At 64.6% G+C, this 22,744-nt stretch carries 20 protein-coding genes and 1 tRNA gene; 14 read left to right on the plus strand and 7 right to left on the minus strand.

Annotated features, from left to right (window positions below; all coding sequences use genetic code 11):
- Positions 1–205 precede the first annotated feature (205 nt).
- The 4 genes from HLH45_RS11005 to HLH45_RS11020 all read right to left on the minus strand — a co-directional run bounded on the left by HLH45_RS11005 (position 206) and on the right by HLH45_RS11020 (position 4,011).
- Entirely contained in the window at positions 206–1,399 is a 1,194-nt protein-coding gene (locus tag HLH45_RS11005) for an RNA polymerase sigma factor (protein WP_033478889.1), read from the minus strand.
- Between the two features lie 109 nt (positions 1,400–1,508).
- Positions 1,509–2,021: a putative signal transducing protein gene (locus HLH45_RS11010; RefSeq protein ID WP_008574726.1), complete on the minus strand. Its 513-nt coding sequence runs from the start codon at positions 2,019–2,021 to the stop codon at positions 1,509–1,511.
- A 244-nt stretch (positions 2,022–2,265) separates the two neighbouring features.
- Positions 2,266–3,171 (minus strand): acyl-CoA thioesterase II, encoded by a 906-nt coding sequence (gene tesB, locus HLH45_RS11015; protein ID WP_008574727.1) that lies wholly within the window; start codon positions 3,169–3,171, stop codon positions 2,266–2,268.
- 69 nt (positions 3,172–3,240) lie between these two features.
- The gene (locus HLH45_RS11020) at positions 3,241–4,011 is read right to left on the minus strand and encodes an enoyl-CoA hydratase/isomerase family protein (RefSeq protein WP_008574729.1); all 771 of its coding nucleotides are present in this window, start codon (positions 4,009–4,011) and stop codon (positions 3,241–3,243) included.
- Between the two features lie 65 nt (positions 4,012–4,076).
- Between HLH45_RS11020 and HLH45_RS11025 the strand changes: the two genes are divergently transcribed.
- Complete coding sequence (locus HLH45_RS11025) at positions 4,077–4,505, plus strand: copper chaperone PCu(A)C (RefSeq protein WP_014089634.1); 429 nt, start codon at positions 4,077–4,079, stop codon at positions 4,503–4,505.
- 113 nt (positions 4,506–4,618) lie between these two features.
- Here the strand turns inward: HLH45_RS11025 and HLH45_RS11030 are convergent, their stop codons facing one another.
- Both HLH45_RS11030 and uvrA read right to left on the minus strand, forming a co-directional pair.
- Complete coding sequence (locus HLH45_RS11030) at positions 4,619–5,023, minus strand: acyl-CoA thioesterase (RefSeq protein ID WP_007967522.1); 405 nt, start codon at positions 5,021–5,023, stop codon at positions 4,619–4,621.
- A complete protein-coding gene (gene uvrA, locus HLH45_RS11035; protein WP_008574733.1) occupies positions 5,023–7,989 on the minus strand; it encodes an excinuclease ABC subunit UvrA in 2,967 nt (988 codons plus the stop codon). The genes HLH45_RS11030 and uvrA overlap by 1 nt, the downstream gene beginning before the upstream one ends.
- A 292-nt stretch (positions 7,990–8,281) precedes the next feature.
- On the opposite strand from uvrA, the gene rplU reads away from it, so the two are divergent.
- The 3 genes from rplU to obgE all read left to right on the plus strand — a co-directional run bounded on the left by rplU (position 8,282) and on the right by obgE (position 10,189).
- Positions 8,282–8,602: a 50S ribosomal protein L21 gene (gene rplU, locus HLH45_RS11040; protein WP_003484328.1), complete on the plus strand. Its 321-nt coding sequence runs from the start codon at positions 8,282–8,284 to the stop codon at positions 8,600–8,602.
- Positions 8,603–8,614: 12 nt separating this feature from the next.
- Positions 8,615–8,875, plus strand: a complete 261-nt coding sequence (gene rpmA / locus HLH45_RS11045) for a 50S ribosomal protein L27 (protein WP_003484326.1) — start codon at positions 8,615–8,617, stop codon at positions 8,873–8,875.
- A gap of 246 nt (positions 8,876–9,121) precedes the next feature.
- Complete coding sequence (gene obgE / locus HLH45_RS11050; protein WP_011346750.1) at positions 9,122–10,189, plus strand: GTPase ObgE; 1,068 nt, start codon at positions 9,122–9,124, stop codon at positions 10,187–10,189.
- A gap of 91 nt (positions 10,190–10,280) precedes the next feature.
- Here obgE and rpsT read toward each other — a convergent pair whose 3' ends face one another.
- Positions 10,281–10,550: a 30S ribosomal protein S20 gene (gene rpsT / locus HLH45_RS11055; RefSeq protein ID WP_003484323.1), complete on the minus strand. Its 270-nt coding sequence runs from the start codon at positions 10,548–10,550 to the stop codon at positions 10,281–10,283.
- Between the two features lie 116 nt (positions 10,551–10,666).
- Between rpsT and murJ the strand changes: the two genes are divergently transcribed.
- From murJ to cyoD, 10 genes are all read left to right on the plus strand, one after another.
- Positions 10,667–12,259, plus strand: coding sequence for a murein biosynthesis integral membrane protein MurJ (murJ, locus tag HLH45_RS11060; RefSeq protein ID WP_008577111.1), 1,593 nt, complete (start codon positions 10,667–10,669; stop codon positions 12,257–12,259).
- Between the two features lie 185 nt (positions 12,260–12,444).
- Positions 12,445–13,497: a bifunctional riboflavin kinase/FAD synthetase gene (locus HLH45_RS11065; RefSeq protein ID WP_008577112.1), complete on the plus strand. Its 1,053-nt coding sequence runs from the start codon at positions 12,445–12,447 to the stop codon at positions 13,495–13,497.
- A gap of 6 nt (positions 13,498–13,503) precedes the next feature.
- The gene (gene ileS / locus HLH45_RS11070) at positions 13,504–16,335 is read left to right on the plus strand and encodes an isoleucine--tRNA ligase (protein WP_033479258.1); all 2,832 of its coding nucleotides are present in this window, start codon (positions 13,504–13,506) and stop codon (positions 16,333–16,335) included.
- A gap of 316 nt (positions 16,336–16,651) precedes the next feature.
- On the plus strand, positions 16,652–17,170 hold the full coding sequence (gene lspA, locus HLH45_RS11075) for a signal peptidase II (RefSeq protein ID WP_008577115.1): 519 nt from the start codon (positions 16,652–16,654) through the stop codon (positions 17,168–17,170).
- Between the two features lie 66 nt (positions 17,171–17,236).
- Positions 17,237–18,187, plus strand: coding sequence for a 4-hydroxy-3-methylbut-2-enyl diphosphate reductase (gene ispH, locus HLH45_RS11080; RefSeq protein WP_014089639.1), 951 nt, complete (start codon positions 17,237–17,239; stop codon positions 18,185–18,187).
- A 90-nt stretch (positions 18,188–18,277) separates the two neighbouring features.
- Positions 18,278–18,353, plus strand: a tRNA-Thr gene (locus HLH45_RS11085).
- Positions 18,354–18,713: 360 nt separating this feature from the next.
- Positions 18,714–19,649 (plus strand): ubiquinol oxidase subunit II, encoded by a 936-nt coding sequence (cyoA, locus tag HLH45_RS11090; RefSeq protein WP_011346764.1) that lies wholly within the window; start codon positions 18,714–18,716, stop codon positions 19,647–19,649.
- The gene (cyoB, locus tag HLH45_RS11095; protein WP_003484298.1) at positions 19,649–21,649 is read left to right on the plus strand and encodes a cytochrome o ubiquinol oxidase subunit I; all 2,001 of its coding nucleotides are present in this window, start codon (positions 19,649–19,651) and stop codon (positions 21,647–21,649) included. Before cyoA ends, cyoB begins: the two co-directional genes overlap by 1 nt.
- Complete coding sequence (gene cyoC, locus HLH45_RS11100) at positions 21,646–22,278, plus strand: cytochrome o ubiquinol oxidase subunit III (RefSeq protein WP_008577121.1); 633 nt, start codon at positions 21,646–21,648, stop codon at positions 22,276–22,278. The genes cyoB and cyoC overlap by 4 nt, the downstream gene beginning before the upstream one ends.
- Entirely contained in the window at positions 22,278–22,613 is a 336-nt protein-coding gene (gene cyoD / locus HLH45_RS11105; RefSeq protein WP_003484294.1) for a cytochrome o ubiquinol oxidase subunit IV, read from the plus strand. The genes cyoC and cyoD overlap by 1 nt, the downstream gene beginning before the upstream one ends.
- The last annotated feature ends 131 nt before the right edge of the window (positions 22,614–22,744 follow it).

A 22,744-nucleotide genomic window follows, 5' to 3' on the forward strand; every position in this document is an offset into this window, starting at 1 on the left:
GCCCGATGACGGCGACAGTCGGATACGAACCCATCACTTCGGATCATGCGACGTTGCTTGCTACGGGCTCACCGCCGCACGCGCATCGCACTGAACCGGTTCTCATCGCCCATGCCACCAGGCTGCCATACGCAGGGTTGCTCCGTCTGCGATCACTTGGCCCGCACCGGCGTGTCATCGTCTCCAGCGGTGATATCCGGTCGGCTCAGAGCATTCCCAACTGCATGTAGTGCCGCACGACGGGCACAATGACAGCCGCAGTGCTCACCAGCATCGCGCCTGGACTGAACATGCAGCGGTATAACAGCGGTGCCCGGGTGACGCCGCGTCTGCGCGCATCGCGCTCGAGCATGGGGCGCATGACGCGTGGCAGGACGCGCAGGGATTGATAGTTGAGCACCGCCATGCCCGCGCACAGCGTCAGAACCGATGCCCACGCGCCCGTCTGCAGGTATTTCAGCACCAACGTGCTGCCGCACACCAGCACCGAGGTCAGCGTGGTGACGTGCACGAACCGACGGATCGCCGCTGCCTCGCTGGCGGTCTGTGCGAAGCGCAGCAGGTACCAGTACGTCCAGTAGGTGCCGATCCCGGCAACCAGCACCGCGCACGCAGCGAACAGGGCCGGCATGCCGAGCCAGAGGCTGAGTGCGCCCGCGGCGCCGCCCCCACCCAGCGCCGAGCCGCTCAACCCGCTCGCGCCCAGTTTTCCCGCGCCTCCGATGCCCGTCAGCACAACGGCCGCGCTAGCCTTGCCCGGCGCGCCCAACAGGCTGGCCGAGCTTACTGCGCTGGCGAACGCCACGCCGGGGGCGCTGCCGCGCGCGAATTCGCCAAACCGGCGCAGCAGCTCGCTGCGTACGCTGGCACGTGCACGCGACAGGCGCTTGCGCACCGCTGCATCGCTGAGTCCAAGCAGCGAGGCAACCTGTTGCGAGCGCTGGCCTTCGCGGTAATACAACACCAGCGTTTCGCGACTTTCTTCCGGCAGTGCAGAAATGATGTCGAGCGCCGCGATCTCTTCTTCCACCTGCAGCAACTGGTCGGCGGGCGAGGGCGCCGGGTCGGCTGCCATCGCGATGGCAAGCTCCGCCGCCCCACCACCGAGCGCACGATGGCGGTTGGCGCGCAGCCAGTCGCGTGCCAGGTTGCGGGTGATCTGCCGAAGCCAGGGCAGGAAGCTGGCCGGCTGATGCAGTTGCGCCAGCCGCTGCCAGGCACGCAGGAAGGCCTCCTGGGCAATGTCTTCGCTGGCCGCGAGATCGCGGGTGATCGCCAGCGCAATCGCAGTCACCGTGTTCTGGCAGGCAAGCACGATGCGTCCGTAAGCCTGCTGGCAGCCAGCCGCGGCGCTGGGCAGGTCGCGTTGCAACATCAGATTCAGCGTGTCGGCGTTCATCGGCGCAATCCATGTCCTGGTGCCAGCATGACGCAGGGCGGCAACGGATGTGACCGCGCCGACGAGCATGCTTGTCGGACCAGCGGATGGCCACGCTGGCCAGCTGTGTTCAGCGGGTCGGCTGGATCCGTACGCGCACTTGGTCGTCTTCTGCTGCCGGTGGTGCGCCATCTGGCGTCGGCGTCCGTTGCGATGCCGGCTGGGCTGCTGGTGCCAGTTGCGTCGGCGCGCTGCGATGGCGCATCACCACCACCATCGCCACGGCGCCGATCACCAGCAGCAACACCAGGCGGATACGCCAGGCCCAGCTGCGCGCACTGGAGCTGGAGCCGTTTTCGCCGTCGCGGAAGGTGTATTCCACATTCGGCAGGTCGCGACGGGTGGTGTCCAGCAGGCGGGCGTCGCGCAACAGCTCGCGTGCGCGCGGTTGGTCGTTGGCATGCACGATCCAGACGGTGGGCTGCGCCTGGGCGTTGCTCTGCTCCAGGTAGCTGAACTGGCCGCCGCGCTTGCTCTGATAAGAGCGACCGTTGCTGATGCGGATCTCGATTCCCGCATCGCGCAACAGATTGGCCACGCCTTCGGCGGTTTCGATACGTTGACTGCTGAAGATCTTGCGCATGGTGGAAAACGCCGTTGGGTCCGGAACAGATGGCACCGTTGAGGCGCCAGTTCAAGATGAAACATCAAGGTGCGGGTGGTGCGGTCAGGTGATCGCATGCGCATGCCCATGGCAGGCAAGCATGCCAGCTTGCGGTGTCTGCCGTGCGCGGGGCGCGGTGCTCGGCTGCCTGCCTTCGACCCGGCCAAGGGTGCGTGCTGGCATCAAGCAGCGTGCCGTACCGTCGCGGCGTGCGGCGTGAGGTCTACTCCTTGGACGGCACGGCAATCGCGCTGCCGTCAGGCACCACCCGGATCAGGCCTTCCTGCGTGGTGCTGGCCACCAGCACGCCGTCGCGGGTGAAAAACTGCCCGCGGGCCAGGCCGCGTGACCCTTGCGCGGTGGGGCTGTCGAGCGAGTACAGCAGCCAGTCGTCGGTACGAAATGGGCGATGGAACCAGAGAGCATGATCGAGCGAGGCCATCTGCACGTTCGGCGTGTAATAGCTGATGCCGTGCGGAAATGTCGAGGTACCGAGCAACTGAAAATCCGACGCGTACGCAAGCAGCGCTTGATGCAGGCCCACATCGTCGCCGATGGGATCGTTCAGGCGCAGCCACATCTGCTGGAACGGCGGACGCTTGGGCGGCTTGAGTTCGTCGCGCGGAAAGACATGGCGAAATTCGAACGGGCCGCCGCGCGACAGCCAACGCTGCACCTTGGCCGGTAGCTTGGCCAACACTTCCGGTGCCAGCGGTGCGGCCGGTTCGATGTCTTCCGGTGGCGGCACCACCGGCATCGCCGACTGATGCTCGGCGCCATCTTCGCGCTCCTGAAACGAAGCTGCGCAGAAAAAGATCACCTTGCCATGCTGGATCGCGGTAACCCGGCGCACCGAGAAACTGCCGCCATCGCGGGTGCGGTCGACGTCGTAGACGATGGGGTGGTCGATATTGCCGGCACGCAGGAAATACGCATGCAGCGAATGCGCCTGGCGGCCGTTTTCGACCGTGGCCTGCGCTGCCGATAACGCCTGGCCCAGCACCTGCCCGCCGAACACGTATTTGGTGCCGATGTCGCGGCTCTGGCCACGGAACAGGTTGTCTTCCAGACGCTCCAGCGACAGCAGGCTGATCAGTTCGGAGACGACGGGTTCGGCGGTGGCGGACAAGGGGCTGGCCTGGACATGCGACGGAACGCGAGTATACCGGCCCGCCCAATGGGCGCCGCGAGGCAGGGCTCAGGCCTTTTGCAGGCGCGCCACCAGGCCATGCAGCGCGGCCTGCGCATCCGGCGCGTACCAGCCATCGATGAAACGCTCCAGCTGGATCAACTCCGGCGCCAATGCCGCGCGCAGGTCGGCACGCGCAATCGCGCGCGTGGTCAACATCGGTTGGCGGGGGAGCTGCTGCAGCTCCTGGAGCCACGCCACCGCACGCGCGGTGACCAGCTCGCCATCGACCAGTTCGTCCACCAGCCCGATCGCCACCGCCTGTTCGGCCGGCAGCAGTTGCCCGGAGATCAGCAGGCGTTCGGCGCGGTGCGCGCCCACCACGCGGCGCAACAGGCGTTGGATCCCCTCTGGCGCAGCAAGGCCAACCTGCACCTCGTTGAGGCCGATCGTATAGGGTCTTGCGGTATCGGCACTGCGTGCCATCACCCGGTAGTCGCAGCACAGCGCCAGCACGCAGCCGCCGGCCGGCGCATGCCCGCCGATGGCCGCCACCACCGGCACGCGGCTGTTGGCCAGCGCCTGCGCCGCATCGAAGAACGCGGTCCAACTGGCCAGTAGCGCGGCGCGGTCGGTACCGTGCGCCAGCAGATGCGGCACATCCATGCCGCCGGAAAAAATCCGCTCGCTGCCCGACAGCACGATGCCATCGACTTCCTCGCCCGCCTGCTGGACCGCGACGCTCAACGCCTGGCACAACGCGCTGTCCAGCGCATTGACCGGCGGACGCGCCAGACGGATTTCGCGAAGACGGCCATGGTCTAAGATCTGGATGCTCATTCGGGGCTCCTGGAGGTCAGGTCATGATAGACGGCAGTCGAAGCAGGCGGGTTAGGTGTGCCGGCGTGGTGCTCGCGGCGTTGGCGCTGGTGGCAAGTGCGGGCGTGTCGGCGCAATGCCTGCCCGAATTCAAGAATGGCTGGATCCGCATCCCGCCGCCCGGTGGCATGGGCATGGCGGCCGGGTTCGGGCAATTTCATAACGGCTGTGCGCAGCCGCTGAAGATCACCGCTGCCAACAGCAGCGTGTTTGCCGATGTCTCCTTGCACGAAACCACCCAGGTCAATGGCGTCAGCCGCATGCGCGCGGTGCCCGAACTGGCATTGCCGGCCGGCAAATCGGTGCCGTTGGCGCCGGGCGGCCTGCACCTGATGTTGATGGACGCCACTGCGCCGCTGCAGGAGGGCGCGCAGGTGCCGGTGAGCTTCACCCTGCAGGACGGCCGCCAAATCAAGGCCACCTTGGAAGCACGCAAGCGCGCGCCCGGGTCTTGAGTGTTTGATGGCTGTTGCGCGCCTGCGCCGGCATTGAAATGAAAGCGGCGGCTCCACACGGAGCCGCCGCCGATCTTTCGCGCTGCAGCCTCAGCGAATGAGGCGGTGGGAATTCAGCTGCTGGCCGCGCGCACCGCATCCGGCAGCGCGGCGCTCTTGCCGGTCTGCGTATCGATCCACACCACCACCACGTTGCCATCTGAGTACAGCTTGCTGTCGTCCTTCTGGTCGAAGATGCGGTGGCCGATGGTCACGCTGCTGGTGCCCAGGCGTTCGACGAACAACTCGACGGTGATGTCGTTGGGCCAGATCAACGGCTGCTTGTAGTTGACATTGGTGGCGGCCACCACCGGCGCGATGCGGTCGGTCATCGCCACGCCTTGCACGCCCAGCATCCAGCGCACCCGCGCTTCTTCCAGATAGGAAATGTACTTGGCGTTGTTGACATGGCCCATGCTGTCCATGTCGCGCCAGCGCACGCTGATCGGAATGCGTGCCAGTACCTTGTGTTCGCTCATCAGCTTGCCTTCTTCTTCGCAGTCTTCTTGGTGGCGGATTTGGCGGCCTTGCCCACCTTCTCCGGTTTGACCTTGCGCGGCGGGCGCGCATCGGGCTTGTTGGCCATCGCCGCCGGACGCGTCTCGCGCGCCTTCACCGATGGCAGCATCTTGGCCAGGAACTGCCCGGTATAGGACGGCTTATGCGCGGCCACGTCTTCCGGCGTACCGGAAATCAGGATGGTGCCGCCGCGATGTCCACCTTCCGGGCCCAGGTCCACGATCCAGTCGGCGGTCTTGATCACGTCCAGATTGTGTTCGATCACCACCACCGTGTTGCCTTCGTCGCGCAGCTTGTGCAGCACGCCGAGCAACGCTTCGATATCGTGGAAGTGCAGGCCGGTGGTCGGCTCGTCCAGGATGTACAAGGTGCGCCCGGTATCGCGACGCGACAGTTCCTTGGATAGCTTGACGCGCTGCGCTTCACCGCCGGAGAGCGTGGTCGCGCTTTGGCCCAGCTTGATGTAGCTCAGACCCACATCGACCAGCGTTTCCAGCTTGCGCGCGATCGACGGCACCGGTTCGAACAGGCGCAGCGCATCTTCCACGGTCATCTGCAACACGTCGCTGATGTTGAAGCCCTTGTAGCGGATCTCCAGCGTTTCGCGGTTGTAGCGCTTGCCGTGGCAGACATCGCAGGGCACGTAGACATCGGGTAGGAAGTGCATTTCCACCTTGATCATGCCGTCGCCCTGGCAGGCCTCGCAGCGTCCGCCACGCACATTGAAACTGAAACGCCCCGGCGAATAACCGCGTGCACGCGCCTCCGGTACCTGCGCGAACAGCTCGCGCAACGGCGTGAACATGCCGGTATAGGTCGCCGGATTGGAACGCGGCGTGCGCCCGATCGGCGACTGGTCGATATCCACCACCTTGTCGAACAGGTCCAGGTTTTCGACTTCGCGATGCGGCGCCACGGTGTGCGAGGCGCCATTGATCTCGTTGGCCGCCAGGGTGAACAAGGTATCGTTGATCAGCGTCGACTTGCCCGAGCCGGACACGCCGGTGATGCAGGTCAGCAGGCCGGCGGGAATGTCCAGGTCGACATTCTTCAGGTTGTTCCCGGTGGCCCCGCGCAGATGCAGCATCATCTTCGGGTTGGGCTTGTGGCGCTGCTTGGGAATCTCGATGCGGCGCTTGCCCGACAGGTATTGGCCGGTCAACGAGCGTGGCGATTTCAGGATGTCGTCCAGCGTGCCTTGCGCGCAGATCTCGCCGCCATGCACGCCGGCGCCGGGGCCGATGTCCAGCACGTGGTCGGCCAGGCGGATCGCATCTTCGTCATGCTCGACCACGATCACCGTGTTACCCAGGTCGCGCAGCCGCGTCAGCGTGCCGAGCAGGCGCTCGTTGTCGCGCTGGTGCAGGCCGATCGAGGGCTCGTCCAGCACGTACATCACCCCGACCAGGCCGGCACCGATCTGGCTGGCCAGGCGGATGCGCTGCGCCTCGCCACCGGACAAGGTGTCGGCCTTGCGCTCCAGGGTGAGGTAATCCAGGCCCACGTCGACCAGGAAGCCCAGCCGCTCGGCAATCTCCTTGACGATCTTGGCCGCGATCTCGCCACGCCAGCCCGGCAACGACAGGCCGCGGAAGAAATTCAACGCCTCGTTGACCGGCAGCACCACCAGCTCGGGCAGCGGGCGATCGGCCACGAACACGTTGCGCGCAGCGCGATTCAAGCGCGTGCCGTTGCACGCGGGGCAGGGCTGCTGGCTGACGTACTTGGTCAGTTCTTCGCGCACCGCTGGCGATTCGGTTTCGCGGTAACGGCGTTCCAGGTTCGGCAGGATGCCCTCGAAGCGGTGCTTGCGCGTGGTGCGCCCGCCCGCATCGGTGAAGTAGGTGAAGCTGATCACCTCATCGCCGCTGCCGAACAGCACCGCCTGGCGCACCTTGGCCGGCAGCGTGTTCCACACCGCATCCACGTCGAACTTGTAGTGCTTGGCCAGCGAGGCAATCAGCTGGAAATAATAGGCATTGCGCCGGTCCCAGCCGCGCACCGCGCCGGCCGACAGCGACAGTTCCGGATGCACCACCACGCGATCGGGGTCGAAGAATTCGGCTACGCCCAGGCCATCGCAGCTGGGGCAGGCGCCCACCGGTGCGTTGAACGAAAACAGACGCGGTTCCAGCTCCGGCAGCGAGTAGTCGCACACCGGGCAGCTGTACTTGGACGAGAACAGGTGCGGCGCGGCCGCCGGGTCGTCCAGCGACTGCACCGCCACCATGCCTTCGCCGAGCTTGAGCGCGGTCTCGAAACTTTCCGCAAGACGCTGCTTGATGTCCTCGCGCGGACGGAAGCGGTCGATCACTGCCTCGATGGTGTGCTTCTGGCGCAACGCCAACGGCGGCACCGCATCGATTTCATAGAGCTCGCCGTCCACGCGCACGCGCACGAAGCCCTGCGCACGCAGTTGCTCGAACACCTGCGCATGCTCGCCCTTGCGGTCGCGGATCACCGGGGCCAGCAACATGTAGCGCTGCTCCTGATCCTGGGTGAGCATGTGGTCGACCATCTGGCTGACGGTCTGCGCTTCCAGCGGGAAGCCGTGGTCCGGGCAACGCGGCTGGCCCACGCGCGCGTACAGCAGGCGCAGGTAGTCGTAGATCTCGGTGATCGTGCCGACGGTGGAGCGCGGGTTGTGCGAGGTGGATTTCTGTTCGATCGAAATCGCCGGCGACAAGCCTTCGATGTGGTCCAGGTCCGGCTTTTCCATCACGCTGAGGAACTGGCGCGCATACGCCGACAGCGACTCGACGTAGCGGCGCTGGCCTTCTGCATAAATGGTGTCGAACGCCAGCGACGACTTGCCCGAGCCGGACAGGCCGGTAATCACGATCAACTTGTCGCGGGGCAGGTCGAGGTCGATGTTCTTGAGGTTGTGCGTCCGCGCGCCGCGGATGCGGATGAAATCCATCGCCATGGGGGATCCGATGTCGGGCCGGCGAACCGGCAGTGGTGCGAGCGTGCTCAGCAGGAATGAGTGGCAGTCGATCAGCCTACCCGCCGACCTAGGTGAGGGCAATTGCCCCAAATGCCAGTCTGCCGGGGCCGTTGTGGCGGCCGGATGATGCGTTCTACCAGCCCAATGCGGGCCAGTCGCGGCCAGGCTGCTTGCGACTTGACCCGAAACCGGCTAAGCCAGTACAATTCCGCTCCTGTCTGCCCCATGGGCAAGGCAGGCGACCATAATAACTACAGAGGAACACCTGGTCATGTACGCAGTTCTGGTAACCGGCGGTAAGCAATACCGCGTCGCGCAGGGCGAAACGCTCCGCGTGGAAAAGCTCGAAGTCGAAGCTGGCAACGAGATCAAGTTCGACACCATCCTGATGCTGGGCGATAGCGATGGCATCAAGCTGGGCGATGCGCTGAAGGGCGCCTCGGTCACCGCCAAGGTCGTGGCCCACGGCCGCGCCGACAAGGTGCGCATCATCAAGTTCCGCCGCCGCAAGCACCACATGAAGCGTCAGGGACACCGTCAGCACTACACCGAAATCGAGATCACCGGCATTGCCGGTGGCGACAAGAAGTAAGGAGAACCAGTCATGGCACATAAAAAGGGCGTAGGTTCCTCGCGCAACGGTCGCGATTCGAATCCGAAGTACCTCGGCGTGAAGATCTTCGGTGGCCAGGCCATCGACGCCGGCAACATCATCGTGCGTCAGCGCGGCACCCAGTTCCATCCGGGCGCCGGCGTCGGCCTGGGTCGTGACCACACGCTGTTTGCGCTGGTCGACGGCAAGGTGGAGTTTTCCACCAAGGGTCCGAAGAAGCGTCGTACCGTCAGCGTGGTTGCCGAGGCGTAATCGCCCGCTCCATGCAGGCCAGTCCATGAGGCGGTAATGCCTTATGGGCAAGACGGAAAGCCCCGCTTTTGCGGGGTTTTTCGTTTGACGGCTGGGAATCGGGAATGGGGAGCAGGGAATCGGAAAAGCGATTCTGCACCCCGACCGGATTCCGCGGCTGTGCTGGCAAGCATTCTTGCTGGCAGGAGGCGGCCACTCGCTGTGCCGATTCCCGATTCCCCATTCTCCATTCCCGGTTGTCATCCCATGAAGTTAGTCGACGAAGCAGAAATCCTGGTCACCGCCGGTAATGGCGGCAACGGCTGTGTCGGCTTTCGCCGCGAGAAGTTCATTCCGCTGGGTGGGCCCGATGGCGGCGATGGCGGTGCGGGCGGTAGCGTCTGGATCGTGGCCGACGAGAACGTCAACACGCTGGTCGATTTCCGCCATGAGCGCACCTTCAAGGCGCAGCGCGGCGAGAACGGCATGGGCCGCCAGGCCTACGGCAAGGGCGGCGAAGACCGCATCATCGTGGTGCCGGTCGGTACCGTGGTGATCAATGTGCAGACCGACGAAGTGATCGGCGACCTGACCCGGCACGGCGACCGCTTGCTGGTCGCCAAGGGCGGCAAGGGCGGCCTGGGCAACATGCATTTCAAGAGCTCGGTCAACCGTGCGCCACGCCAGGCCACCACCGGTGAGGAGGGCGAGGAGCGTTTGCTCAAGCTGGAACTGAAGCTGCTGGCCGACGTTGGCCTGCTGGGTTTCCCCAATGCCGGCAAGAGCACCCTGATCCGCGCAGTGTCCTCGGCCACGCCGAAGGTGGCCGACTACCCGTTCACGACCCTGTACCCGAATCTGGGCGTGGTCAGTGTCGAGGCGTACCGCAGTTTCGTCATTGCCGACGTTCCGGGCCTGATCGAAGGTGCTGCCGACGGTGCCGGTCTGGGCACGCAGTTCCTGCGCCATCTGCAGCGCACCCGCCTGCTGCTGCATCTGGTGGATATTTCGCCTGCGCTGGGCGTGTATGGCGAGGGTGGTGTGGACGGCGTATCGCCGGCCGATCAGGTGCGCACCATCGAACGCGAACTGGAACGGCACGATCCCGAGTTGCTCAAGAAGCCACGCTGGCTGGTGCTCAACAAGGCCGACCTGATGTTCGAAGACGAGGCGCGTGCCGCCGCAGAGAGCATCGTGGCCGAGTTGGGCTGGACGGCGCCGTGGTACCTGGTGTCCGCCCTCGGGCGTGACGGCACGTTCCCGATCATGAAGGACGTGATGGCGTTCTTCGACCGCCAGCGCGAAGACGAGCTCGATGCACGCAATGCAGGCTGAGTGCAGGCGCAGGCACACAAAAAACCCGGCCAAGGCCGGGTTTTTCTGTATTGCCGGAAGCCAGGCTCCCGGCAATGCGCAAACCGATCGCTTACGCGGCCTTGATGGCCTTGATGCGCGCGGTCAGGCGGCTCTTGTGGCGTGCAGCCTTGTTCTTGTGGATCAGGCCACGGGCGCTGAAACGGTCGAGGATGGGCTGGGCAACGGCGAAAGCAGCTTCGGCGCCTGCAGCATCGTTGGCGTCAAGGGCCTTGATCACCTTCTTGACGGCGGTGCGCAGCATCGAGCGCTGACCGGTGTTGCGCTCATTGCGCACAATGGTCTGCTTGGCGCGCTTCTTGGCGGACTTGATATTGGCCACGGTGGTGGGTTCCTGAAAAATCGGTATGGTGGAAAAAGCAAGCGCGAAAGTATGATGGACCCGGATATGTACGTCAAGTCGGTTGTCAAGAGGGATGCAGAGTGAGCAAGCCCGGCATGTTGAGAGGCCTGCTCTCATTCAGCAGTATGACCATGATCTCGCGGGTGCTGGGCCTGATCCGCGACCAGGCGATTTCCACCACCTTCGGCGCCAATGCGGTGACCGACGCGTTCTGGGTGGCCTTCCGCATTCCCAATTTCCTGCGCCGGCTGTTCGCCGAAGGCTCGTTCGCCACTGCGTTCGTGCCGGTGTTCACCGAGGTCAAGGAGACCCGCCCGCATGCCGACCTGCGCGAGCTGATGGCGCGCGTGTCCGGCACCTTGGGCGGGATGTTGCTGCTGATCACCGCACTGGGGCTGATCTTCACCCCGCAACTGGCCGCGGTGTTTTCCGATGGTGCGGCCACCGATCCTGAAAAATACGGTTTGTTGGTCGATCTGTTGCGGCTGACCTTTCCGTTCCTGCTGTTCGTCTCGTTGACGGCGCTGGCCGGCGGCGCGCTCAACAGCTTCCAGCGCTTTGCCATTCCGGCGCTGACGCCGGTCATCCTCAATCTGTGCATGATTGCCGGCGCGCTGTGGTTGGCGCCGCGGTTGGAGGTCCCGATCCTGGCGCTGGGCTGGGCGGTCCTGGTGGCCGGTGCGTTGCAGTTGCTGTTCCAGTTGCCGGCGCTGAAGGGTATCGACCTGCTGACGCTGCCGCGCTGGGGCTGGAATCACCCGGATGTGCGCAAGGTGCTGACCTTGATGATCCCGACCTTGTTCGGCTCGTCGATTGCGCAGATCAACCTGATGCTGGATACGGTGATCGCCGCGCGCCTGGCCGATGGGTCGCAGTCGTGGTTGTCGCTGGCTGACCGGTTCCTGGAACTGCCGCTGGGTGTGTTCGGTGTGGCGCTGGGCACGGTGATCCTGCCGGCGCTGGCCCGCCATCACGTCAAGACCGACCGCAGCGCTTTCTCCGGCGCGCTGGACTGGGGATTTCGCACCACCTTGCTGATCGCGATGCCGGCCATGCTCGGCCTGCTGCTGCTGGCCGAACCGTTGGTGGCGACGTTGTTCCAGTACCGCCAGTTCACCGCGTTCGACACCCGCATGACGGCGATGTCGGTCTACGGTCTGAGCTTCGGTTTGCCGGCCTACGCCATGCTGAAGGTGCTGCTGCCGGCCTTCTACGCACGCCAGGACACCCGCACCCCGGTGCGTGCGGGCGTGGCGGCGCTGATCGCCAACATGGTGTTCAACTTCGCGTTGCTGGCGGTCGTGTACCAGATCATGGTGCCGCCCGAACTCAAGGCGCAGGGTGTGATGCAGGCGCTGGGCAAGCAGCCGGGCCTGCATCTGGCGTTGGGTATCGCCAGTGCATTGTCGAGTTATCTCAATCTGGGATTGCTGTGGTATTGGCTGGGCAAGTCCGGCGTGTACCAGCGCCGCCCGGGCTGGGGGGGCTATACGCTGCGTCTGCTGCTGGCGTGCGCGGCGATGGTGGCAGTGCTGTTGAGCCTGCTGTGGTGGCTGCCGTCGTTTACGCAGATGGACAAGTGGAACCGCATCGGCTGGCTGGCGGTACTGGTGGGCAGTGGCGGGGCGACGTATCTGGTCGCGCAGTTGGCGCTGGGGCTGCGGCCGCGGCATCTGCGCGAAGGCTGAGGCGACAGCCGAACGAATGCGCGGCACGGTCGCCTGCGCTGGCTGAGGTTGCGCATCCCCGCGCACCGCAGGCGGTGGCGCGCTGCCACGCCAAGGTGCCATACGGCTTGACAGGCACGGCTATACTTGCAGGTTATGTATCAACGAGGGTCGGCCGGCGGGCCGGCATCTGTTTGGATCGAGGAATGAGCAGGCTGTTTAGAGACGTCGAAGGCGGGACGCTGTTCCCGCGCGGAAGCGTGGTCTGCATCGGTGCCTTCGATGGCCTGCATCTGGGGCATCGGACGCTGGTGCAACACGCCGTGGCGCGTGCCCGCGCACTCGGTGTGCCGGCAGTGGCGGTGAGCTTCGAGCCGCTACCGCGTGAATTCTTCGCACCCGCCGCGCCGCCGCCGCGTCTGACCCTGGCGCGCGCCAAGATCGAAGGCTTATACGGGTTCGGCGCCGACAGCGTGGGCATGATCCGTTTCGACGGTCGCCTGTCCAAGATGCGTGCGGAAGATTTTGTGCGGCTGGCGCTGGTTGGCCGGCTGCGCGCGCGCGAAGTCTGGATTGGCCCGGAATTCCGTTTCGGCCATCGACGCAGCGGCGACATCGGCCTGTTGCGTACGCTTGGCGAGCAGCATGGGTTTGTGGCGGGCGAGATTGCGCCGGTGCATCTGCATGGGGAGCGGATTTCAGCGACGCGGATTCGCGAACTGCTCGGCGCCGGCGAATTTGCCCACGCTGGCGACTTGCTCGGTCGCCCGTACGCCATCGGTGGCCGGGTCGTGCGCGGCAAGCAGCTTGGCCGGACCTTGGGCTATCCCACCGCCAACCTGCGCTTTCCGCGCACGCCGGCGTTGTCGGGGATCTATGCAACCTGGGTGCACGGCGTGGCCGAACGGCCGTGGCCGTCGGTGTCGAGCTTCGGCACGCGCCCCACGGTAGCGGGCGTGGAGCCGCTGCTGGAAGCGCACTTGTTCGATTTCCAATGCGATCTGTATGGCCGGCACATTGCCGTGGAATTTGTCGCCAAGCTGCGCGACGAAGAAAAATTCGATGGCCTGGAGGCGCTGACCGTGCAGATGCACCGCGATGCCGAGCAGGCACGTGAGGTGCTGGCGGCGCAGATGCATGCTGAGCAACAACCCTCGAGTACGGCCAGTCCCTTGCAAGAGCCCGAAGATAATGCGAGTCCCTCGCAAGAGCCCGCACATCCATGTGCGGACTTCTCAAGCAATCCAGCGCAACGGTAGATTCCTGTGACCCAAGACTACAAAGCCACTCTTCATCTGCCTGCGACGGAATTTCCGATGCGCGGCGACCTGCCCAAGCGCGAGCCGGCGATGCTGGAGCGCTGGGAGCGCGAGGGCTTCTACGCGCAGCTGCGTGCCAATGCCGCCGGCCGCCCGTTGTTCGTGCTGCACGACGGCCCGCCGTATGCCAATGGCCAGATCCATCTGGGCCATGCGGTCAACAAGATCCTCAAGGACATCATCGTCAAGTCGAAGTATCTGGCCGGCTTCGACGCGCCGTACATCCCGGGCTGGGATTGCCACGGCCTGCCGATCGAGATCGCGATCGAAAAGAAATACGGCAAGGTCGGCGTCAAGCTCGATGCGGCCCAATTCCGGCAGAAATGCCGCGAGTACGCCACCGAGCAGATCGATCTGCAGCGACGCGATTTCAAGCGCCTGGGCGTGATCGGCGATTGGGACAACCCGTACAAGACGCTGGATTTCCGCTTCGAAGCCAACGAAATCCGCGCGCTGGCCAAGGTGGTCGACAACGGCCATCTGACCCGCGGCGTCAAGCCGGTGCACTGGTGCTTCGATTGCGGTTCGGCGCTGGCCGAGGCCGAGATCGAATACGCCGACAAGGTGTCGCCGACGGTGGATATCGCCTATCCGGCGCGCGATCCAGGTGCAGTGGCTGCCGCATTCGGCGCGACGCTACCGAGTGGCGTGGGTGTGGCGGTGCCGATCTGGACCACCACGCCGTGGACGCTACCGGCGTCGCTGGCGGTGAGCCTGGGCGCGGAGCTGGACTATGTGCTGGTGGAAGGCCCGGCCGATCGCGGCCAGCCGCGCTGGCTGGTGATCGCCGAAGCGTTGGCTGCCAAGGCGCTGGCGCGCTACGGCGTGGATGCTGTCGTGGTGCACGGCCATGCCAAGGGCGCCGCGCTGGAGCAGATGCTGCTGAACCACCCGTTCTATGCCGAACGCGAGATCCCGCTGCTGCTGGGCGATCACGTGTCGGCCGAGGACGGTACCGGCGCCGTGCATACCGCACCGGGTCACGGCCAGGAGGACTATCAGGTCTCCAAGCACTACGGTCTGCTGGAGCGCTATGGCGCCGCGCAGATCAATCCGGTGGACGGGCGCGGCGTGTATCTGCCGTCGACGCCGCCGCTGGGCGATACCGCGCTGGCCGGCCTACATATCTGGAAGGCCAACGACGTCATTATCGACGCGCTGCGCGGCACCGGTGTGCTGCTGGCGGCCAGCAAGATGGAGCACAGCTATCCGCATTGCTGGCGGCACAAGACGCCGATTGCGTTTCGCGCCACGCCGCAGTGGTTCATCTCGATGGAGCAGGCCAATCTGCGCGCCGATGCGCTGAAAGCCATCGAAAACGTGCATTGGTATCCGTCCTGGGGCCAGGCGCGCATCGCCGGCATGGTCGACGGGCGCCCGGACTGGACCATTTCGCGGCAGCGCACCTGGGGCGTGCCGATCGCCTTGTTCGTGCATCGCGAAACCGGCGAACCGCATCCGCGCAGCACCGAGTTGCTGCGCCAGGTGGCCGACCGCGTGGAGCAGGGCGGTGTGGATGTCTGGTACACGCTGGACGCGTCCGAGCTGCTGGGTAGCGAGGCGGCCGACTACGAGAAGATCACCGACATCCTGGATGTGTGGTTCGACTCCGGCGTGACGCACGAAGCGGTGCTTCCGGATCGTGGCCTGCCCAAGCCGGCCGACCTGTATCTGGAGGGCTCCGACCAGCACCGCGGTTGGTTCCAGTCCTCGCTGCTGAGCGGCGTGGCGATGGACAAGGCCGCGCCGTACAAACAGTGCCTCACCCACGGCTTCACCGTGGACGAGCACGGCCGCAAGATGTCCAAATCGCTGGGCAACGGCATCGAACCGCAGGACATCATGAAGACGCTGGGCGCGGACATCCTGCGCCTGTGGATCGCTTCTGCCGACTACAGCAACGAAATGTCGCTGTCGCAGGAGATCCTCAAGCGCAACGCCGATGCCTACCGCCGGCTGCGCAACACCGCGCGCTTCCTGCTCGGCAACCTGCATGGTTTCGATCCGCTGCAGCACCTGGTGGCGCTGGACCAGATGGTGCTGCTGGACCGCTGGATCGTGCATCGTGCCCACGAGCTGCAGGAAAAGATCGTGGCCGCCTACGCGCGCTACGACTTCGCCGAGATCGTGCAGGCGCTGCTGAATTTCTGCAGCGTGGACCTGGGCTCGCTGTACCTGGACGTCACCAAGGACCGCCTGTACACGATGGCCGAAGACGCACGCGGCCGCCGTTCGGCGCAGAGCGCGATGTACCACGTGGCCGAGGCGTTCGTGCGCTGGATCGCGCCGGTGTTGAGCTTCACCGCCGAGGAACTGTGGGGCTACCTGCCGGGCCAGCATGTCGACAACGTGCTGTTCGCCACCTGGTACGACGGCCTTGCGCCGTTGCCGGCCGATGCTGCATTGACCGGTGCGGATTTCGACAAGTTGCTGGTCCTGCGCGAGCAGGTGGCCAAGGTGCTGGAGCCGATGCGTGCCAATGGCGCGATCGGTGCGGCGCTGGAAGCGGAGATCACCGTGGCCGCCGATGCGCAGACCGCTGCGCGCTGGCAGCCGCTGGCCGAGGAACTGCGCTTTTTGTTCATCAGTGGCGATGTCACCGTGACCGCAGCCAGCACCGACGACATCTTCGTCAGTGCGCAGCCCACCACCAAGGCCAAGTGCGTGCGCTGCTGGCACCACCAGGCCAGCGTGGGCAGCGACCCGCGTCACCCGGAACTGTGCAGCCGTTGCGTCAGCAATATCGAAGGTCCGGGCGAGCAGCGTCGCTGGTTCTGACGCGGCCTCGCCGGCGGCGGCGCGTGGCGGGGATCTCGCCACGCACACTGCCGGCCTCTGGCGCTGGCGCAGCTCGCGTCAGCTGCCGGGGTAGCCCTGGTCGCCCTGCGGCGAGGCGGCCATTCCGCCGTGCGCCTGGCTTGCTGAAGCTTGGGGCATGCACGCGGTCAGGGCGGCGCGGCTGGTCGAGCTGCCCGTGCCATGCTTGTCCGCCTGCAATCGTGCATCTGTCGTTTTCTGCCGCTGCCGTCACTGTCTCCCACCCAGGCGTCTTCTCCGGCATCGGAGCAGCGGCCACCAACTGCGATCCTTCGACATGAGTCAACGCCCCAATCCCTCCGCCCTGATCTGGCTGCTGCTCTCTGTGCTGGTGGTCGGCCTGGACCAGTGGAGCAAGGCCTGGGTGCTGTCCAGCCTGCCCGAGTACACCCCGGTGCCGGTGATCGACGGCTTCTGGAACTGGTACCGCACCTACAACACCGGCGCGGCCTTCAGCTTTCTGAGCGATGCCGGCGGCTGGCAGCTATGGTTCTTCACTGCATTGGCGGTGGGCATCAGCGGCCTGCTGGCGTTCTGGCTCTCGCGCACCGCGCGCGGGCAGTGGCGCAGCGCGCTGCCGTATGCGCTGGTGATCGGCGGGGCGATCGGCAATGTGATCGACCGGCTGATGCACGGCCACGTGGTGGATTTCATCCAGTGGTACATCGGCAGCCATACCTGGCCGTCGTTCAATATCGCCGACTCGGCGATCGTGGGCGGCGCGATCGGAATTGCCGTGTTCGGCTTGTTCGACAAATCCGGCAAGCAGGAGCCGGGAACCGGGAATCTGCGCTGAAGCCTGCCTGCAGGCGCATGCCGCCCGGTCCGACCCCGCATCCCTCATTCCCGTAGAATGCCCGCCATGGATGTCCTGCTCGCCAATCCCCGTGGTTTTTGTGCCGGTGTCGACCGTGCGATCGAGATCGTCAAGCGTGCGATCGAGACGCTGGGCGCGCCGATCTATGTGCGGCACGAGGTCGTGCACAACCGCTTCGTGGTCGATGACCTCAAGCAGCGTGGCGCGATCTTCGTCGAAGAACTCGACGAGGTGCCCGACGATGCCACCGTGATCTTCAGCGCGCACGGCGTCTCGCAGGCGGTGCGTCAGGAGGCCGAGCGGCGTGGGCTGAAGGTGTTCGACGCTACCTGCCCGCTGGTGACCAAGGTGCATTTCGAGGTGGCGCGGCACTGCCGGGCCGGCCGCGACGTGGTGCTGATCGGCCACGCCGGGCACCCGGAAGTGGAAGGCACGATGGGGCAGTGGAGCCGCGAGCGCGGGGCGGGCACGATCTACCTGGTCGAAGACATCGAACAGGTCGCCACGCTCGATGTCCGCCAACCCGATAACCTTGCCTACACTACCCAGACCACGCTGTCGGTGGACGACACCATGGGCATCATCGAAGCCCTGCGGGCCCGGTATCCGGCCATGCAGGGGCCGCGCCACGACGACATCTGCTACGCCACCCAGAACCGCCAGGACGCGGTCCGCGATCTGGCGCGCCAGTGCGATCTGGTGCTGGTGGTCGGTTCGCCCAACAGCTCCAATTCCAACCGGCTGAGCGAACTGGCCCGGCGCGACGGGGTGGAGTCCTACCTGATCGACAACGCCAGCGAGATCGACCCGGCCTGGATCGTTGGCAAGCAGCATATCGGCCTGACCGCCGGCGCCTCTGCGCCGCAGGTGCTGGTCGATGGCGTGCTGGCGCGCTTGCGCGAATTGGGCGCAGCCGGCGTCTCCGAACTGGAAGGCGAGCCGGAATCGATGGTCTTCGCGCTTCCCAAGGAGCTGCGCTTGCGTCTGGTCAGCTGACGCGACTGCTTCCGGCATGACGGTGCAGGCGCGACGCGGTGCCTGCAGCGATTGACCCGGGGGCGGCTGCGCTCCTACAATTGGCGGCTCGCCGGAATAGCTCAGTTGGTAGAGCGGCGCATTCGTAATGCGTAGGTCGTAGGTTCGATTCCTATTTCCGGCACCACGCTTCAAGACTGGGTCGGCCTGTGCCGGCCCAGTTGCGTTTTGAGGCGTCGAGTGCCGCGTTTCACGCATTGCCCGCGTGTGTTGCAGCCGCGCAGGCGCTTCCCGTTCGGCGGCCGCAACGGCGCAATTCTTGCCTCGCGCTGCGCTGCGACAACATGTCGCACAAATTGGCGCGCTTTTATTGCGTCAGATCATTGCCAATGGGTTTCGTGCAGGTGCAGCAAAGACTAAAATTAGCGCGCTAACCCGTGTCTTCGGTCTGCGCAGTTCATCTCCTCCAGGAAGACAGCTGCGTCGGGAACATCCCGCGACCGATACGACGAACGAGGCTGGCGTTCCTTCGCACTTGGATCGACCGATGATTCCGCTGAAACAGCTCGGGCGTTTACTTCGTCCAGGTCTGATGTTGCCCTTCCTGCTGCTGGCAGGCTGCAACTCGGCCATCCTCAATCCGAAAGGCCAGATCGGCCACGACGAAAAGCAACTGCTGATCACCTCGGTGGTGCTGATGCTGATCGTGGTCATCCCGGTGATCGTGATGACGATTGCGTTCGCATGGAAATATCGCGCATCCAACACCAAGGCGCGCTACGAGCCGGACTGGTCGCACTCTACTGCCATCGAAGTGGTGGTGTGGTCGATCCCGTGCGTGATCATCCTGGTGCTGGCGGTGCTGACCTGGCGCTCGTCGCACGCGCTGGACCCGTACCGGCCGCTGGATTCGGACGTCAAGCCGATCAACATCGAAGCGGTGTCGCTGGACTGGAAGTGGATGTTCATCTACCCCGACCAGAACATCGCCACCGTCAACGAGATCGCGTTCCCGGTGCACACGCCGCTGAACTTCAAGATCACCTCCGACACGGTGATGAACTCGTTCTTCATCCCGCACCTGGGCACCATGATCTACGCCATGGCGGGCATGGAAACCAAGCTGCACCTGGTGGCCAACGAGCCGGGCGAATACTTCGGCCTGTCGACCAACTACAGCGGCCACGGCTTTTCGAAGATGAGCTTCAAGGCGCACGCCGTCGATCAGGCCGGCTTCGAGGCCTGGGTGGCCAAGGTCAAGGCATCGCCGACCGCGTTGAACGCTGCCGAGTACCAGGTGCTGGCAGCCAATCGCAACGACAAGGAACAGTATCCGGTCACCTACTACTCGTCGGTGCAGGACGGCATGTTCCGCTCGCTGGTCGACAAATACATGAATGGTCCGGGCCACAGTAAGGGCCACGGCGACCATCAGGCATCGGCTACGGAGCCGGTCGCCATGTGCACTTCTGGAGACAAGTGATGCTAGGCAAACTCACCATCGAGGCAGTTCCGTACCACGAGCCGATCATCATGGTCGCGCTGGGTGGTGCCGGCCTGCTCGGCCTGCTCATCGCGGGCGCCATCACCAAGTACAAGCTGTGGGGCTATCTCTGGAAAGAGTGGTTCACCTCGGTGGATCACAAGCGCATCGGCGTGATGTACATCATCGTGGCGCTTGTCATGCTGCTGCGCGGCTTCGCCGACGCGGCGATGATGCGCACCCAGCAGGCGCTGGCCGGCGGCGGTGGCGAAGGCGTGCTGCCTCCGCATCACTACGACCAGATCTTTACCGCGCACGGCGTGATCATGATCTTCTTCATGGCCATGCCGTTCATGACCGGCCTGTTGAACCTGATCGTGCCGCTGCAGATCGGCGCGCGCGACGTGGCCTTTCCGTTCCTGAACTCGCTGAGCTTCTGGCTGTTCGTGGCCGGCGCGGCGCTGATCAACATCTCGCTGGGCGTTGGTGAATTCGCGCAGACCGGTTGGCTGGCGTACCCGCCGTTGTCGGGGCTGGAGTACAGCCCTGGGGTCGGTGTCGATTACTACATCTGGGCGCTGCAGGTGTCCGGTTTAGGCACGTTGCTGACCGGCATCAACTTCTTCGTGACGATCATGCGCATGCGCGCGCCGGGCATGACCCTGATGCGCATGCCGATCTTCACCTGGACTGCGCTGATCACCAACATCCTGATCATCGCCGCGTTCCCGATCCTGACCGTGGCGCTGGCGCTGCTGGGTGCCGACCGTTACCTGGGCACGCACTTCTTCACCAACGACGGTGGCGGCAACGCCATGATGTACGTCAACCTGATCTGGATCTGGGGTCACCCGGAGGTCTACATCCTGATCCTGCCGGCATTCGGCATCTTCTCCGAGTTGATTGCGACCTACAGCCGCAAGCGCCTGTTCGGCTACACCTCGATGGTGTACGCCACCTCGTGCATCGGCGTGCTGTCGTTCGTGGTGTGGCTGCACCACTTCTTCACCATGGGCTCGGGTGCCAACGTCAATGCCTTCTTCGGCATCACGACGATGATCATCTCGATCCCGACCGGCGTGAAGATCTTCAACTGGCTGTTCACCATGTTCCGCGGTCGCGTGCACATGACCTCGCCGGTGCTGTGGACGATCGGCTTCATCATCACCTTCACCATTGGCGGCATGACCGGCGTGATGCTGGCGATTCCTGCCGTGGACTTCGTGCTGCACAACAGCCTGTTCCTGATCGCGCACTTCCATAACGTGATCATCGGCGGCGTGGTGTTCGGTTACCTGGCGGGCCTGACCTACTGGTTCCCGAAGGCGTTCGGCTTCAAGCTCAACGAGAAGATCGGCAAGGCCTCGTTCTGGTGCTGGATCATCGGTTTCTTCGTGGCCTTCATGCCGCTGTACGTGCTTGGCTTCATGGGCATGACCCGTCGCATGAACACCTACAACCACCCCGAGTGGGCGCCGTGGCTGTACGTGGCCGCGGTGGGTGCTGCCATCATCGGCATGGGCATCTTCTTGAACCTGGTGCAGATCGGTTACAGCGTGTGGAAGCGCAAGGAACATATGGACTACACGGGCGACCCGTGGGATGGCCGTACGCTGGAATGGGCAACCTCCTCGCCGCCGCCGTTCTACAACTTCGCCGTGCTGCCGCACATCGACGACCGCGATCAGTTCTGGGCCGACAAGCAGAATGGCAAGGGCTGGGTGCGTCCGTCCAAGTACGAAGCGATCCACATGCCGCGTAACACCGGCGCTGGCGTCTATATCGGTGCCTTCAGTGTGCTGCTGGGCTTCGGTCTGATCTGGCACATCTGGTGGCTGGCCATCATCGGCCTGGTGGGCATGATCGGCAGCTTCATCGCGCGCACCTTCGATGACGACATCGATTACTGGGTGCCGGCCGACGAAGTGGAGCGCATCGAAAACGCACGTTTCGCCCTGCTCGAACAGCAACAGGCGGCGCAGGCCGCGAAGGTGGTATGACCATGGCTTCCTCGACCACGCTTGACCACGCCGCCCACGCGGGCGGCCACGATCACGACCACGAGCATCACGACGGCGGTGGCAACACCGTCTTCGGGTTCTGGGTCTATCTGATGAGCGACTGCCTGCTGTTTGCCGGTCTGTTCGCCACCTATGCGGTGCTCTCTGGCGCCACGGTGGACGGGCCGACCGCCAAGGAGCTGTTCGATCTGAAGTTCGTGCTGGTGGAAACCTTCCTGCTGTTGTTCAGCAGCCTGAGCTTCGGCTTTGCGATGATTGCCGCGCACAAGCGCAAGATGGGCGGCCTATACGGCTGGCTGGCCGTCACCGCGCTGCTGGGTATCGGCTTCCTGTGCATGGAAGTATGGGAGTTCAACCACCTGATCCATGAGGGTGCCGGTCCGGGTCGCAGTGCGTTCCTGTCTGCATTCTTCACACTGGTGGGCACGCACGGCCTGCACGTGGCCTCCGGCCTGCTGTGGATGGCCGTGCTGGTGATCCAGATTTCCAAGAACGGCCTGACCGCGCGCAACAGCACGCGTCTGGCCTGCCTGAGCCTGTTCTGGCACTTCCTGGACATCATCTGGATCGGTGTGTTCACCGTCGTCTATCTGCTGGGAGCGCTGTAATGGCCAATCACCACCACACCGATACCGCTGCCGATGCGCATGCCGGCGGCCTGAAGTCCTACCTGATCGGCTTTGTGATGGCCGTGATCCTCACCGTCATCCCGTTTGCGATGGTGATGAGCGGCGCGTTCTCCAAGGGTGTCACCATCGTCGTGATCTCGGTCATGGCCGCGGTGCAGATGCTGGTGCACATGGTGTACTTCCTGCACATGGACCGCACGCCCGAGCAGCGCTCCAACGTGCAGGTGGGCCTGTTCTCGCTGCTGATCATCGGCATCGTGATCGTCGGCTCGCTGTGGGTGCTGCACAACATGAATGTCAACATGATGCATTGAGACGGCGACACGCCGAATCGCCGCAACGTTGAAGAAGAGGTCGCCAAGTGATTGGCGGCCTTTTTTTTACGCGTCAATCGCCCGCAGCATGACCAATGGCATACGGTCAAGCACAGGCAGGCGCTTAGCAT

This window comes from Xanthomonas euvesicatoria, from assembly GCF_013112235.1.
In the GTDB taxonomy this organism is placed as follows: domain Bacteria; phylum Pseudomonadota; class Gammaproteobacteria; order Xanthomonadales; family Xanthomonadaceae; genus Xanthomonas; species Xanthomonas euvesicatoria.

Coding starts and splice junctions, on each gene's coding strand:
- uvrA (WP_008574733.1), bottom strand. CDS start 7,989: ATGGCGATGGATTTCATCCGCATCCGCGGCGCGCGGACGCACAACCTC.
- ispH (WP_014089639.1), top strand. CDS start 17,237: ATGGATGTCCTGCTCGCCAATCCCCGTGGTTTTTGTGCCGGTGTCGAC.
- rplU (WP_003484328.1), top strand. CDS start 8,282: ATGTACGCAGTTCTGGTAACCGGCGGTAAGCAATACCGCGTCGCGCAG.
- lspA (WP_008577115.1), top strand. CDS start 16,652: ATGAGTCAACGCCCCAATCCCTCCGCCCTGATCTGGCTGCTGCTCTCT.
- HLH45_RS11005 (WP_033478889.1), bottom strand. CDS start 1,399: ATGAACGCCGACACGCTGAATCTGATGTTGCAACGCGACCTGCCCAGC.
- obgE (WP_011346750.1), top strand. CDS start 9,122: ATGAAGTTAGTCGACGAAGCAGAAATCCTGGTCACCGCCGGTAATGGC.
- HLH45_RS11020 (WP_008574729.1), bottom strand. CDS start 4,011: ATGAGCATCCAGATCTTAGACCATGGCCGTCTTCGCGAAATCCGTCTG.
- cyoA (WP_011346764.1), top strand. CDS start 18,714: ATGATTCCGCTGAAACAGCTCGGGCGTTTACTTCGTCCAGGTCTGATG.
- HLH45_RS11010 (WP_008574726.1), bottom strand. CDS start 2,021: ATGCGCAAGATCTTCAGCAGTCAACGTATCGAAACCGCCGAAGGCGTG.
- rpmA (WP_003484326.1), top strand. CDS start 8,615: ATGGCACATAAAAAGGGCGTAGGTTCCTCGCGCAACGGTCGCGATTCG.
- cyoC (WP_008577121.1), top strand. CDS start 21,646: ATGACCATGGCTTCCTCGACCACGCTTGACCACGCCGCCCACGCGGGC.
- HLH45_RS11030 (WP_007967522.1), bottom strand. CDS start 5,023: ATGAGCGAACACAAGGTACTGGCACGCATTCCGATCAGCGTGCGCTGG.
- cyoD (WP_003484294.1), top strand. CDS start 22,278: ATGGCCAATCACCACCACACCGATACCGCTGCCGATGCGCATGCCGGC.
- HLH45_RS11065 (WP_008577112.1), top strand. CDS start 12,445: ATGAGCAGGCTGTTTAGAGACGTCGAAGGCGGGACGCTGTTCCCGCGC.
- murJ (WP_008577111.1), top strand. CDS start 10,667: ATGTTGAGAGGCCTGCTCTCATTCAGCAGTATGACCATGATCTCGCGG.
- cyoB (WP_003484298.1), top strand. CDS start 19,649: ATGCTAGGCAAACTCACCATCGAGGCAGTTCCGTACCACGAGCCGATC.